At 66.2% G+C, this 12,298-nt stretch carries 16 protein-coding genes and 1 tRNA gene; 3 read left to right on the top strand and 14 right to left on the bottom strand.

All coding sequences use genetic code 11. From position 1 onward, the window contains the following. The 12 genes from gvpJ to VM221_13305 form a co-directional block, all read right to left on the bottom strand. A partial coding sequence (gene gvpJ, locus VM221_13360) for a gas vesicle protein GvpJ (GenBank protein ID HUT75808.1) occupies positions 1 to 522 on the bottom strand: 522 nt, incomplete at its 3' end. Continuing rightward, positions 497 to 1,300: a GvpL/GvpF family gas vesicle protein gene (locus tag VM221_13355; GenBank protein ID HUT75807.1), complete on the bottom strand. Its 804-nt coding sequence runs from the start codon at positions 1,298 to 1,300 to the stop codon at positions 497 to 499. The genes gvpJ and VM221_13355, both read right to left, overlap by 26 nt. After that, positions 1,297 to 1,554: a gas vesicle protein GvpG gene (locus VM221_13350; GenBank protein ID HUT75806.1), complete on the bottom strand. Its 258-nt coding sequence runs from the start codon at positions 1,552 to 1,554 to the stop codon at positions 1,297 to 1,299. The genes VM221_13355 and VM221_13350 overlap by 4 nt, the downstream gene beginning before the upstream one ends. A gap of 27 nt (positions 1,555 to 1,581) precedes the next feature. Beyond that, entirely contained in the window at positions 1,582 to 2,304 is a 723-nt protein-coding gene (locus tag VM221_13345; protein HUT75805.1) for a GvpL/GvpF family gas vesicle protein, read from the bottom strand. Further along, positions 2,304 to 4,484, bottom strand: a complete 2,181-nt coding sequence (locus VM221_13340; protein HUT75804.1) for a CDC48 family AAA ATPase — start codon at positions 4,482 to 4,484, stop codon at positions 2,304 to 2,306. Before VM221_13340 ends, VM221_13345 begins: the two co-directional genes overlap by 1 nt. Positions 4,485 to 4,496: 12 nt before the next feature. Next, complete coding sequence (gene hsp20, locus VM221_13335; GenBank protein HUT75803.1) at positions 4,497 to 5,042, bottom strand: archaeal heat shock protein Hsp20; 546 nt, start codon at positions 5,040 to 5,042, stop codon at positions 4,497 to 4,499. Positions 5,043 to 5,120: 78 nt separating this feature from the next. Further along, entirely contained in the window at positions 5,121 to 5,426 is a 306-nt protein-coding gene (locus tag VM221_13330) for a hypothetical protein (GenBank protein HUT75802.1), read from the bottom strand. Between the two features lie 17 nt (positions 5,427 to 5,443). Continuing rightward, positions 5,444 to 5,740: a gas vesicle protein GvpO gene (gene gvpO / locus VM221_13325; protein ID HUT75801.1), complete on the bottom strand. Its 297-nt coding sequence runs from the start codon at positions 5,738 to 5,740 to the stop codon at positions 5,444 to 5,446. 306 nt (positions 5,741 to 6,046) lie between these two features. Beyond that, a complete protein-coding gene (gvpN, locus tag VM221_13320; protein ID HUT75800.1) occupies positions 6,047 to 7,045 on the bottom strand; it encodes a gas vesicle protein GvpN in 999 nt (332 codons plus the stop codon). A gap of 478 nt (positions 7,046 to 7,523) precedes the next feature. Further along, positions 7,524 to 7,838, bottom strand: a complete 315-nt coding sequence (locus VM221_13315; protein HUT75799.1) for a hypothetical protein — start codon at positions 7,836 to 7,838, stop codon at positions 7,524 to 7,526. A gap of 147 nt (positions 7,839 to 7,985) precedes the next feature. Continuing rightward, positions 7,986 to 8,201 (bottom strand): gas vesicle structural protein GvpA, encoded by a 216-nt coding sequence (gene gvpA, locus VM221_13310; protein ID HUT75798.1) that lies wholly within the window; start codon positions 8,199 to 8,201, stop codon positions 7,986 to 7,988. Between the two features lie 458 nt (positions 8,202 to 8,659). Further along, positions 8,660 to 9,196 (bottom strand): hypothetical protein, encoded by a 537-nt coding sequence (locus tag VM221_13305; GenBank protein ID HUT75797.1) that lies wholly within the window; start codon positions 9,194 to 9,196, stop codon positions 8,660 to 8,662. 233 nt (positions 9,197 to 9,429) lie between these two features. Here VM221_13305 and VM221_13300 point away from each other — a divergent pair. Both VM221_13300 and VM221_13295 read left to right on the top strand, forming a co-directional pair. Further along, a tRNA-Leu gene (locus VM221_13300) sits at positions 9,430 to 9,516 on the top strand. Positions 9,517 to 9,590: 74 nt separating this feature from the next. Next, a complete protein-coding gene (locus VM221_13295) occupies positions 9,591 to 10,676 on the top strand; it encodes an SAM-dependent methyltransferase (protein ID HUT75796.1) in 1,086 nt (361 codons plus the stop codon). A gap of 105 nt (positions 10,677 to 10,781) precedes the next feature. Here the strand turns inward: VM221_13295 and VM221_13290 are convergent, their stop codons facing one another. Next, a complete protein-coding gene (locus tag VM221_13290; protein ID HUT75795.1) occupies positions 10,782 to 11,600 on the bottom strand; it encodes a hypothetical protein in 819 nt (272 codons plus the stop codon). Positions 11,601 to 11,619: 19 nt separating this feature from the next. After that, on the bottom strand, positions 11,620 to 11,802 hold the full coding sequence (locus tag VM221_13285; GenBank protein HUT75794.1) for a hypothetical protein: 183 nt from the start codon (positions 11,800 to 11,802) through the stop codon (positions 11,620 to 11,622). A gap of 233 nt (positions 11,803 to 12,035) precedes the next feature. Between VM221_13285 and VM221_13280 the strand changes: the two genes are divergently transcribed. After that, a complete protein-coding gene (locus tag VM221_13280; protein ID HUT75793.1) occupies positions 12,036 to 12,293 on the top strand; it encodes a hypothetical protein in 258 nt (85 codons plus the stop codon). Positions 12,294 to 12,298 lie beyond the last annotated feature (5 nt).

Here is a 12,298-nt window from a genome sequence, read left to right as displayed (position 1 = left end):
CTGAAACACCATGCCCATTCGTTCCACCTCGTCGTCGGTCAGGGAGCCGCCATGCATCCTCCGCACCGCTTGCTCCTCCAACAGTCTGCGCAACAGCTCCACCACGGTGAGCACCAGCTTCGCTAGCCCCTTCTCGGCTTTCTCCGGCTCCGCTGCGAGGCGCTCGATTGTCGTCGGGCACGGCCCCGCGGCCGCGGTAGATGGAGGCTTGCCTTCGCTCGCCATGACGTCATGCGGCCCGACCCGACGCCCCCTTGCCCCAACCTCGGGGTCTTCTCTGATGGCCGGCGCCTCGCAGGTGGGGTTGCCTCCATCTTCCCGGCCACCGTCGGCCTCACGCCGCCAGGAGCGCATGGTCTCAACCGAGGTCAGCACCAGCTTGAGGCCCAGGAACACAAGGTCCACATCCGCCACTGAGATGGTGGCGTCCCCCTGCACCACGATGCCCTTGTCGAGGGCGGTGTCGAGCAAATCGAAGAGCGTGACCTGTCTGGTTTCAAGCGGGCGCAGGTGAACCGACATTATCGTGTTCCACCCCGGTGAAATGGTAGGCGGGCCAGGGGCCGCTTGCCTGCAGAAGCAATCCCTTGGCCCTCAGCTCGTTGCCCAGAGCTTCCAGACGCTGGCAGAAGGCGGGAACGCACGCGCGGGCGAGCAAACAGACGGCGTCCGCAATAAGACCGGTCTGCCCCAGGCTGCTGCCCGCGTCAATCGGCATCAGCCGGAGGTGCTCGACGCAACCTGCCACCTCCTCGAAGCACCGCTGCCCATCAGCATACGCCCGGCCCAGCGCGGCCGAGGCCGTCAGCCGTGCCGCCGCCTTTCTCAGCAGGTACTCCTTGCCCGACAGAGACCCCTGCGGCTCGTGCTCTGGCCCACCGGCGTTGGCAACCCCCGGCTGCGCGAACAGCTTCACCTCCCACTCCTCCTTCCCTCGGAGCGCGGTGAGCGCCTGGCGGAATCGGTCCTGCTGGGAGCGCAGCAAAGCGGTCACCTTGGCCTTGGTGCGAAAGATGGTGAAGAACTTGAGCGGCAGGACCGTGCGGGTCTGCATCACTTCTTCGATCACCGCTTCGTGGCCCCGGGCCTCCCTTTCCAGCCAGGCGGCATCCGCTAGGTGAGATGACAGTGCCTCCGGCCCGAGCTCCGTCAACAACACCTGACTGGCCACGGCCACAAGCTCCTGATAGACGACGGAGTGGACCGCCCGCAACGGGTGCAGTCCGGCATCGGCGCGGATGGCTTCCCCCTCCGTGATGCAATAGACATAGATGGCGGTAGCCGCTTGCCTCGAGGTCATTGCCGGTCTCCCGCTGCGCCCACGCCCGCGAGCGCACCCAGCTTTTGCAGCAGCTCCGCCTCTTTCTCGACGAGGTCTTCTTCCCGCATCTCACCACGACCGGAGCAGAGCTCCAACTCCAACAGCTCGGCCTGCACCTGGAGGAGCTCCGCTTCCTTCTCTCGCTCGGCCTGCTGTTGGAGCTGGCGCGCGAGCGTGACCATGCCCTTGACGGGAGCGAGTGGAAGACCTGCCAACAGCTTCAGTAGTGGCATCCGCTTGTCCTCGTAACCCGGCGTGCGTTAGACGCTGACGAAATTGAACGGCGGCGTCGGGCCCACGTATTTCAGGAGCAGGCGCTCACCGCAATCCTCCGCGAGCCGGGACACCGCGCCGTCGAACTCGGGCTCGCGCCGGCGTTCGACCAAGAAGGCCGCGTTGAGGATCATGCTCTCCCCCAGCAGCTTCCCGCCTCGCGTCTCGGCTGCGAACGGCGCCAGCCGCTCCAGAATCGCCGCGCCTTCTTGGACCTTCCCAACCTCCAGCGCTTCGGCCACGAGCCTGCCGACCTCGATCCGGCCCTGATAGGCGCCGGCTTGCGGTCGGCGCGCGAGCTTATCGCGCAGCGCGCGAATATCCTCCCGTGCGGCCACGATCTCCGCCAGCACCGCGGTCATCTCTTTCCACATCACTTTCAGCCCCAATTCGACTTTGCCCGCCAGGTGTGCCAGCAGCGCCTGCCACTCGTCGTAGCGGGCAGCCAGCAGGCCATCGCTCACCTCCTGCTCACTGCCCGCGGTGTTGCCGAATCCCACCGGGATCACGGTCTTCGTGGTCATGATCTGCTCGATCGTGCGCAGGTGGCTCACGAGATCCTGTCGGGTCGGCTGCGGCGCCGGTACCGGGACGTCCCTCACCACCGCGGCGATGTCGCGATAGGGAATGGTATAGATTCCGCTCTCGCGCACATCCGCCAGCGGTCCCGCTTCAACGATGCACAGGATGCACTTGCCCTCGACGTCCATTACCGCTCCCGCGGCCCTGGGTGGTTGATGTGCGCGCCCACCAGCGCCAGGGCCTCCTTGAAATTGGACTCGCGGATGACGAAAGTGGTGTAGTCCGGCTGCTCGGTCTTGCTGGCGGCGAGGAAATCCCGGATCGCCAACGTCGCGGCTTTCCGACAGACCGCCTCGATATCGGAGCCCACGAATCCCTCGGTTGCCTGCGCAAGCGACTCCAGGTCGGGCGGCTCGGCCAGGGGCAGGCCGGTTGTGTGCACCCGGAAAATCTCGCGGCGCGCCTCCTCGTCGGGCGCTGGCAGGGCGATCAGGGAATCGAATCTGCCGGGCCGCAACAGGGCCGGGTCGAGAATATCAAGGCGGTTGGTTGCCGCCAACACCAACACCCCCTTCAACTCCTCGATGCCGTCAAGCTCGGTGAGCAACTGGCTCAGCACGCGCTCGCTCACATGACCGTCTCCTGCCGAACCTCGCTGCGGAGCAATGGCATCTATCTCATCGAAGAATATGATGCAAGGCGCCGCCTGCCGGGCCTTGCGGAAGGTCTCCCTCACGCCCTTCTCGGATTCTCCCACCCATTTGGACAGCAGCGCGGGGCCCTTGACCGAGATGAAGTTCACCTCGCTCTCGGTGGCGACTGCTTTTGCCAGCAGGGTCTTGCCGGTGCCGGGAGGGCCGTGGAGCAGTATGCCCCGCGGCGGCTTGATGCCCGCGACGGTGAACAGGCCGGCGTGCTTGAGCGGCCACTCAACGGTCTCGCGCAGTTCCCGCTTGGCTTCCTCCAGTCCCCCCACCTGCTCCCAGCGCACGTCGGGAATTTCTACCAGCACCTCCCGGATCGCCGATGGCTCCACTTCCTTCAGCGCCTCCAGGAAGTGCTCCATGTGCACTTCGAGGCTGAGCAGATCCTCATAGGGCAGGGCTTCCAGCTCGAAGTCAACGCGCGGCAGAAACGCGCGCAGAGAGGCCATTGCCGCCTCGCGGCACAGCGCCGCCAGGTCTGCCCCCACGAAGCCATGCGTGATGTTGGCGACGTGTTCCAGGTCTACATCCTGGGCGAGCGGCATGCCGCGAGTGTGAATCTGGAGCGTCTCCAACCGACCGTCCCGGTCCGGGATGCCGATGGCGATCTCCCGATCAAACCGCCCCGGGCGACGCAGCGCGATATCGAGGTTGCCGGGGATGTTGGTGGCCCCAATCACGATCACCTGCGCCCTCTGCTCCAGGCCATCCATGAGGGCGAGCAGTTGCGCCACCACCCGCTTTTCCACCTCGCCGGTGACCTCGGCCCGCTTGGGCGCGATGGCGTCGATCTCGTCCAGGAAGATGATGCTGGGAGCGTGGCGAGCGGCCTCCTCGAAGACGCCGCGGAGCCGGGCCTCGCTCTCGCCGTAGAACTTGTGGATCACCTCCGGCCCGTTGATGGCGACGAAGTAGGCGTCGGTTTCACTGGCCACCGCACGCGCAATGAGAGTCTTGCCGGTACCCGGGGGGCCGTGCAATAGCACCCCTTTCGGGGGCTCTATCCCCAGCCGCTCAAAGACCTCTGGGTGCTTGAGCGGGAGCTCAATCATCTCCCGCACCCGCTGGATCTCCTTGTGCAGACCGCCGATGTCCTCATAGCTGATCCCGGCCCGTCGCTCTTCAGTCGTCTCCTCGCGGACCTTGATAGTGGTCGCGCTATGTACCAGGACCACCTCCCGGGGAGCTGTCTCCGCCACCAGGAACTCTTGAAAGCGAGAGCCGAAAAGGGTCGCCCGCACCCTATCTCCCGCGGTCACGGCGAGGCCTTCCAGGAGGCGCCCCAGGTAGCCGGTGTCCTTGTCGCTGCGTAACGGCGCGACGCTGCCGAGGGGGGAGAGAACTATGACCTGAGCGGGCCGGCCGTCGGCCTTCTCCACGATCGCCTTCTCGTCCAAGCCGGTCTGGGCGTTTTCGCGGGTGATGCCGTCAATCTGCAGCATCCCCTTGCCGCGTTGCTCAGGGTAGGCTGGCATTACGCGGGCCGCGGTCTTGCGCTTCCCGCCGATGAGGATGACGTCGCCGACTTGCACCCCCAGCTTCTCCATATCCGCCGGGTCCACGCGAGCGATTCCGCGCCCCACGTCTTTGCTGAGGGCCTCGGCCACCCGTAGGCTGATGGCTCTGGCGACTTCCCCGTCCTTGCGCACTGATTCCCCTTCCACCGCAAACTCCCCCTATCCCGCCGCCGACGCCTTGGTCACCCTCAGCTCGAGGATACCGTTGGCATAGGATGCTTTGGCCGTGTCGGCGAGCACGCCGCACGGCAGCAGCACTTCCTTGCTGTATTTGCGTTCCTCATGGCGCGCGGAGAGAAGCAAGATATCCTGCTTGATCTCGAACTGGATGTCGCTCTCCTCCACCCCGGGCATCTCCGCGATCACCACCACCTCGCTGCCCTCGTCGAATACGTCAACCACCGGTTCCCTCACCTCCTCCACGGCGGCGCCCATCTTCGGTTCGCGGACAGTGCCGAATCGCTCCACCTGAGGCACGCCTCCGGCGCCCAGCTTGACGGTGAACCCGTACATCGCCCGGGTTCGGCCCGGCCCCTTCACTTCCCCGGTGCGGGTGACTTCCTGGCTGCCTTCCTCGGCCATCTCGCTGAGCAGCTCGATGAAATTGCCCAAGCCCTTGAAGATGCCGCCGACGCCGAACCCCAAGTCAACCTCCGCCGGCTCCCGCTGGTCGCTCCCCATCGGTGGTCGCACGCTCTTCCTCATGTCTCTCTCCTCCCGGGCCCGTTTGCCAGGGCCTCGCGACCGCTCCCGACCGGCGCTCGGCCGCGCTGCGCCCTGCTATCAGTAGTCAACCGCCATGCGGCTGAATGGGCGCTCATCGCATTCGTTGCCGCCCGTGGGCGACAGCATGCTGGAGCGGGTGCTCGCGCCCTCGGTTGCGGTCGCCAGCTGCGCTTCGATGTCAGCCGCTTGTTGTCGGCACTGGCGACACCGACGCTCCAGCCGCACGATCTCTTGCTCCAGCCGCTCTTTCTCTTTGGCCAGCAAGTGGCGCTCCAGGTGGGGCGAACGGTGACTGGGGGGAAGGGAATGGAGGTGCTGCCGCAGGCTGGTCCTGATTCCGCTTGGACGGTTGTGGGGTGCCATGCTCTTCCTCCTTGCGCTCAACCTACGCTCGTCTCTGTCATTTCCAGCGCGGTGCGGTCCCGCAGGCCTTTGCGCGTATAGGAGACTACCTCCAGCTCGGGGCCAACGCGCACCTCATAGACGCCCATCATATCGCTCCTGGCGAGTCGCCGCAGGTAGTCGCTGTCCTCCACCGCCTCGACCAAGATCCGCCACCCCGGCGGGTCTGACTCCAGCGCGATCACACGCGCGCGCTTGCCCAGGACCTCTTCGAAGAAGACCGTCACCGTTCGTGTTGCTTCTGCCGCCGCGTGCGTCGTTTGTTGACCGCTCATCTCGTTTCTCCTTCGCTCCGGCAAGACCGCAATGTCAGCAAGCCACCGTGACCCTAACGAGACGCGGCGGGACTTGAGGCCCGCATGCCCCTTAGAGTCTCCAACCAGACCTGCGTTCGCGGAGCGGACGGATTCTCGTCCGCAGGTTTCACAGATTACACAGACGGCAGGAGTCGAGGACCCTGCTCCCCGCCAAGAGCTGGCCCTGAGCCCTTGGCGGAGGCCAGAGAAGCTCTTTGCTTCTCTGCACTCCGCGCTTGTCTCCGCAGCTTTCCCCCCGACGGTCTGACCAGATCCCGGAGCGCCTCATACGCGCCCGACAGCACCTGGCACCGGCTGCTGATGCTGCACACGCGCGTGCCCGGGTGCTTGCTCCACGCCGGCGGAGTTCGCGCACATTTCCTCGATCAGGTCTCGCGCCAGGGCCTTGCGCTCGCTGCCATCGCAACGCGGCCCGGCACATCCCTGCTCCGAGCACAAGACGTCCAGGCAGGCCTCGCGGAAGGCCTGGTCGCCGGCGTCCACCGTCGCCCCGCGCCCCCGGGTGATCCTGGCAATCATGATGGATGCGCGGACCGTGGGAGCGAGATCGTGGCGGACTCGCTCGCGGAAGGCCCGAACCAGATCCACGATCCGCTCCGCATCCTGTCGCGAGCTGCCGGATTTCGCCTGAGTGATGGCGGTCTCCGTCTCCCAGTCGAAGTGATCCAGGTCAATGGTGACCATGCGGTCACGCAGGGCGTCCTGAACCTTGTGGGTGCCGGCGTATTCCTCCGGATTGGAGGTGAAGATGGCGCGAAACTGCGAGTTGACTCGCAGGTAGTTCTCGCCCCCGCGCGCCGTGGGTAGATCCAGGATCCCCTCCTGGAGAATGGAAAGCAAGATGTTGTTTGCCTCGGGCCGGGAACGGGTGAACTCATCGTATACCAGGGTGAAGCCGTACTTGCACACGAGAGTGAGGCGGCTATCCACCCAGCGGCGAGAGAAGTCCTCCTCGGTCTTTAGCACTGAGTGGATGAAGTTGTCCACCACTTTGCGTAGGTGGTAGCCGTGCTCGCCTCCCACCAGGTGAGACGTGCTCAACTCCTCGTCCCCGTGGAGAAGCACCACCGGGCGCCCTACCAGGTGGGCGAGATGCATGGCCAATGTCGTCTTGCCGGTGCCCGATCCGCCGCGAAAGTGAACCGGGAAACCCGCCTCCAGGTAGCTGTGCCCCCGCGTCATGATGTTCCGCACGTGATCGGTCTCGACGAAGCCGTTTTGTGGCCGCGGCTCCAGCACCGTCATCAGCATGTCCTCTGTCATTTACTGCCTTTCTGCAGGACCTTTGCCCTGCTCGGCCTTGTCGCGTGTGGCGAAACTCCGGCCAACAATCCCTTGCCACCGCACGCCGAACACGGCAGAGAGTGTCCCGCTGCCACCCCGGCCCCTGCACATGCCGGGCACGCCGCGGCGGGCTCGTCCACTGTGACCAAGCCTTTTCCCATGCACACGGTGCAGGTCAGGCGGCTTCCCGGAAACACGCCGCTGCCGCGGCAGAAAGCGCACCTGTGGGTGGGTTCCGCCACCATCACCTTGCCCGCGCCCCCGCACACCTCGCACAACGCATGTCTCGACAGCAAGTCGAAGGGGTCTTTGCCCGCGCCGCGGCAGAAAGCGCAGCGAACCTCGGCCATGCCCTGCTCGCGCCTTGCGATTCTCACGTTCTCTCCGTGGCCCGAGCCGGATTCGGGTCGAGTTCGGGTTGGGCGCCCCGCCGGCGACTACCGGGGCGCCCAACTTGTCACTTGCGGTGTTTGCTGGCCAGCTTGGCGTGCTTCGGCGGGGAGGTCTCCGCGCCGGAGCGTGCGCCCGCCGCGATCGCGTCCTGCCACGCTCCCCGCGCCCCCTGAACATCGGCGCGGGTCTCCCGGCACATCTTGCGCACCCCGCCTTGGAGCGACTTCACCCATGACCTCCGCTCCCGACAGCCGGAGCGGATCTCCGCCCGCAGGCCGCCCACCTCTTCTTTGAGAGCGCCCAGCCACGCGTGTCGCTCATCGCGGCTGCTGGTGATGTCCGCGGCTAGGTTTCGCATCTGCTCGGTCAAAGTGCCCATGTCGTTTCCCTCTTCTCACGCATCTCGACGGAACCCACATTCCGGGGCCGCCGTTCACAGTCAACTCCGCGTTATGTAGGGGTGGGCGCGGTCGAAACCGCCGGGATCTCGACCGCGCCCTCGCTACTCGGTTTTCGTATTCCCCGCTCAGGCGGGGGCGGCGGCGGTGGCCGTCAGCCCGATGGCCTCGGCGTACTTCAGGTAGGTCTCCACTGAGGCAATGACTATTCTGGCCTCGATGGCCAGCAGCTCAATGCCCACCAGGGACACCCGGACCCACGCGTCAATGACCACGCCCTTGTCCAGGATCCGATCGATTACCTCCACCAGGCTGGAGGAAGCGATCGCCTTCTCTACTGCCATTCTCTATCACCTCCCTTCTATGTAGCATGAGCGCAGGCGCCGCGCTCGTAGCTCCGACAGCTGCGGCATCTCAGGGACGAAAAAGCCACCCGGACCCTGTCGTCGGACAGTGTTGAGTGGCTACCTTGACCACCGTCGCAATGGGTTGTCCCTGACGCTACTTCATGTTGACGACAAGACCATACCAGGCTTCACTGGGCCGTACAAGGGTCAGTTAAGAGAGATTGTCCATATGCCCGACAACGGTCGCGTTCTCCCGCACCCGATGGCCGTTCTCACCGGCGGCCGCGCGCACTCAGCCGCGGGGACAAGCAGGGCCGCGCACGAGGCTAGGGGGTGAACGACTCTCGGGGGTGGGCATACCGCAGCCGGAGGTGGCGGCTGGGCCTTCGGCCGCCGTGGCGGCCCGACCAGCCGGGCCTGGCTGCACGCCGATTCGTCGGTGTCGCTCGGGCTGCTCAGGAGAGCGCGATGACCTCGATGTCTGGTGGCAGGTGATCCGCCACGCGATGGAGCGCTCCGATAAAGAGCAGCCCGAGCTCTCCCTCGCCGAGGGCTTCGTCAATCCGCCTGGCGATGAAGGTATCCCGCGCCCGCAGCAGCGCGTCGCTGCGCTGCCGATAGGCTTGCAGCGCCTGCGCCTTCTCTACCGGCCCGTGGGCGGCCACGAGCTTGCGCACCAGGTCGTGCTCCTCCCTGAGTAGGCTGGCGTCCTCGGTCCTTTCTATCTGCGCTCCCCGCGCCAGCAGCTCTCTCACCAGCTGATAGTTCGGGCTCCCGGCATCCGCCACCTCATTCACTATTCGCCGGGCGTCCTCTCCCGCAACCGGCATTCCATCCTGGTAGATCCGCAGTCTCCCCCAGTCCGCCCCGGGCAGTTCCTTCTCCAATCTCAGCATCAGCTCCGTCTGCAGTCGGTCCCAGAACGCAGCCACCCTTTCCTGATGTTTCCGCCAGCCGGCGACACTCAGCATCTCCTGGCCCACCGTCTCCAACCTCTCTCCTAGGCTTCCGAAGTCGGACAGAGCATGGAGCATACGGATATAGATCAGCTTCCTTGCCACTTGCTTACACCACGCGTGCGTTAACAGAGCGGTTGGGTCGCGTCGGCCCAGCTTCCGTCCTCGGTCTCTTTCCCGCAACGCGCACCTATCATACCCCTGCCGCGCGAGGAGCGCAAACTCGTTGACCGGGGCGCGGGCTTGTGGTATATTCTGAGCGACGAGGTGCCGACGTGGCGGAATGGCAGACGCGCTAGGTTCAGGACCTAGTGAGGGTTAACCTCGTGCTGGTTCAAATCCAGTCGTCGGCACCAAGTACGGCCTGACGCAACCGTAGGGGCGGTGCGCGAACCGCTCCCATCCCCATGCGCCCGCGGACCCACCACCCATGAGCGCAAACCCGCGAACAATCCTTATCATCACCTGCGCCTCCGGGCGCGAAGGCGATGCCCGCCGCGAGCTGGTCCGCGTCCTGGCCTGCCCTGAGCAGAATCGAGGGGGCGAGGTCGAGGCGCGTTCGCTATTCCTCAAGGGAAATCTCATCGCCCGCACAGGCCTGCCCGAGGACGAAGCCATCGGGCGGCTGCGCGACGCGGATACGCGGTTCATCGCCCGGGTGGCGCCGGCGCAAGCAGAGGTGGCGCTCGACGCCACCGCGGAATCGCCGGTGCGGCTCGCCCAGGCGGCGCTGGGCCTGGCGCGCCTGCCGCGGGGAGCGACGTTCATTGTCCGCTGCCGCCGGCGTGGAGAGCACGGATTTCGCAGCCGGGATGTCGAGCGCGCGGTGGGCATGGCGCTGGAGCAGCAGGCCGGCGGCGCGCCGGAGTTCGAAGCGCAACCCGAGTACACTGTATCCGTTGACATCTTTCAGGACCGCGCGTACGTCGGCGTTAATCGCACGGAGTTGCTCGTGCGCAAGGAGCTGCGCGGGGCGCGCAAGTACGCGCCGGGCGAGCGGCCGCTTAATCGAGCGCAGCACAAGTTGCGCGAGGCGTTGGCCGCGTTCGATATCGAGCTGCGGCCGGGCATGCGCGCGTTGGACCTTGGGGCCGCCCCCGGGGGATGGACGGCCGTGCTGGCGGACGCGGGGTGTGCGGTGGTGGCGGTGGACAAGGGCGAGCTGGACGAGCAAGTAGCGCCGCGGCCGGGGGTGCAGCACCTGCGCATGTCCGCGCAGGAGGCGCTCGCGCGCGACCTGGGCGAGCTCGACCTCATCGTCAACGACATGAACCTCGATCCGGCGGAGTCGGCGGAGCTGATGTGCGCCTTCGCCCGACGGCTGCGGCCCGGCGGCATCGCGGTCATGACCATCAAGTTCGTCACCGCCGCGCGCCGCCGACACGAACGCGAAGCCATCGAGCGACTGTCGCGCTGCTACCAGGACATTCGCGTGCGTCGCCTGCCGCACAACCGGCTGGAGGCGACGGCGGTGATGCGCCGGCCCCATGCTGAGCACGGCGATAACGCGGCGTGATATCGTCCCTGCAGGGGAGGGGTAAGAGCCGTGGGGCTGCCTGGGATTGTGGGCCTGATGGAGGTCCTACGCTACGCCGGCCGCACCAGGTTGCCGGGCCGAATCTCAGAACCGTCCCGGGCTCATGGTGCAGCCGAGGGGCGTGCCAGCCTCGTCGTAGGTGACAGAGAGACGCAAGGGGTGCACCGCCGCGCCGCGCGGGTCGGCGCCGCGCAGTTCCTCGAACACCTGCTCCAGCAGCAGGTCAATGCCCCTTTCGGGCGCAGCGACGAAGGCCGGCCAGCGCCGGGCGATGACCTCCTCCACCCGGGGATGTACCATCCAGAACCCCGAGTCGGGGCCGAAGTGGAGCGCCACGGTGGCCGCCAGGTAGTGCGCGACACAGGTCTCGACCGCATCCAACAGTTCCCCCGGTAGCCCCGCACAGATCCCCGCGCACGGCTCCACCTCCCACCACCCGGGGTTATGGAGATAGATGCGGGCGCACTCATGGGCGAGTACGCGCTCGAAGTGGGAGAGCAAGGCCGTGCTGACGCAGATGCGCTCGCGCTCATCAGCGTACGACAGCAGGGCGTCGGTGTCCAGCAGGTACACCTCGAGGTCGGCGTGAGGGGGTTCGCGCCCCGTCAGGTGGGCGAGCTTTCGCGGGAGGTCAGCAAAGCGCAGCCGGTCATCCACCTGCTGGGCGAGGCTGGCCATGGCCGACGCGCGTGATGACCAGTAGTCCCGGTAGTGCGTCAGGTAGAGGTGCTCGCACGCCCGCCAGACGAGCGCGAGGTCGTCGGCCCGGAGTCGCAGGGCGGCGCGGCCGACGCGCGCTACCACGAAGCCACCCAGAACCGGCAGTCGCGGCTGGTCGAAGGCGCGGTGCAGGCCCTCGACCCTCGGGTCATCCGACGCAATGACGAGCAGCCGGGGAACCATGGCGGCGGCGACGACGTCCCTAAGCAGGGAGGAGCGAGAAATCAACTGCGCCAGGTCGGGGGTCAGGTTGGAGCCCGAAGCGCGCGCGGTGCTGCGTGCCGCCGGGCACCTGCGGCCCGACGGCGTAGATGATCTGCGCGTGGTTGAGCAGGTTGTCGCTCAGCCTGGCGCCGACCGAGGTCTCGACCAGAAGACTCGCCATCGCTGCAAGATCCCCGTCAACTGGGAGCGCTACTGGTGATGATTCCACATTCCGCCGGGCCTATCAACGGCGGCCCGGCGCGCCGCTGTGCGTGCGGGTAGCATCATGCCAACATTTATGGGGAGACCGCGGCACTTGTCCTCGCGGCGGGTCGTAATGGGCGTCGCGAAGCCAAATTCAGGTTTAGTAGAGGGGTATAATCAGATTAGTGGAATATCTAAACTGGTTAGCCAATGAACACGCCTTGTCAGACCATGCACGGACGAATAGACGAGCTGGCAGAGGAGCTGGTGCGGGATCTTGCCGCGCGTGGGTTGCCGGAAGAGGGGGTGTCGCTGGTGCGGCGGATGCTCGAGGTCGAGCTCGCGCATGAGCGCCTGCGGCCGCTGATCCAGGCAAGCATCGGCGAGCCGGCCCAGGACATGCTCGATCGGTTTGTGGTCAGCGTGGACCCGAACACGCACTGGGTGACCCTGGCCTGCAAGAACTAAGACCG

The sequence above is a fragment of the Armatimonadota bacterium genome, assembly GCA_035527535.1.
In the GTDB taxonomy this organism is placed as follows: domain Bacteria; phylum Armatimonadota; class Hebobacteria.
The sequence above is the reverse complement of the archived record's forward strand: the minus strand, read 5'-3'. Positions and strand labels throughout refer to the sequence as shown.

Bases quoted from the DNA above. Each gene is read 5' to 3' on its own strand.
- VM221_13355 (HUT75807.1), bottom strand. From the start codon at position 1,300: ATGACCTCGAGGCAAGCGGCTACCGCCATCTATGTCTATTGCATCACG.
- VM221_13350 (HUT75806.1), bottom strand. From the start codon at position 1,554: ATGCCACTACTGAAGCTGTTGGCAGGTCTTCCACTCGCTCCCGTCAAG.
- VM221_13345 (HUT75805.1), bottom strand. From the start codon at position 2,304: ATGGACGTCGAGGGCAAGTGCATCCTGTGCATCGTTGAAGCGGGACCG.
- hsp20 (HUT75803.1), bottom strand. From the start codon at position 5,042: ATGAGGAAGAGCGTGCGACCACCGATGGGGAGCGACCAGCGGGAGCCG.
- VM221_13330 (HUT75802.1), bottom strand. From the start codon at position 5,426: ATGGCACCCCACAACCGTCCAAGCGGAATCAGGACCAGCCTGCGGCAG.
- gvpO (HUT75801.1), bottom strand. From the start codon at position 5,740: ATGAGCGGTCAACAAACGACGCACGCGGCGGCAGAAGCAACACGAACG.
- gvpN (HUT75800.1), bottom strand. From the start codon at position 7,045: ATGACAGAGGACATGCTGATGACGGTGCTGGAGCCGCGGCCACAAAAC.
- VM221_13315 (HUT75799.1), bottom strand. From the start codon at position 7,838: ATGGGCACTTTGACCGAGCAGATGCGAAACCTAGCCGCGGACATCACC.
- gvpA (HUT75798.1), bottom strand. From the start codon at position 8,201: ATGGCAGTAGAGAAGGCGATCGCTTCCTCCAGCCTGGTGGAGGTAATC.
- VM221_13295 (HUT75796.1), top strand. From the start codon at position 9,591: ATGAGCGCAAACCCGCGAACAATCCTTATCATCACCTGCGCCTCCGGG.
- VM221_13290 (HUT75795.1), bottom strand. From the start codon at position 11,600: ATGGTTCCCCGGCTGCTCGTCATTGCGTCGGATGACCCGAGGGTCGAG.
- VM221_13285 (HUT75794.1), bottom strand. From the start codon at position 11,802: ATGGCGAGTCTTCTGGTCGAGACCTCGGTCGGCGCCAGGCTGAGCGAC.
- VM221_13280 (HUT75793.1), top strand. From the start codon at position 12,036: ATGAACACGCCTTGTCAGACCATGCACGGACGAATAGACGAGCTGGCA.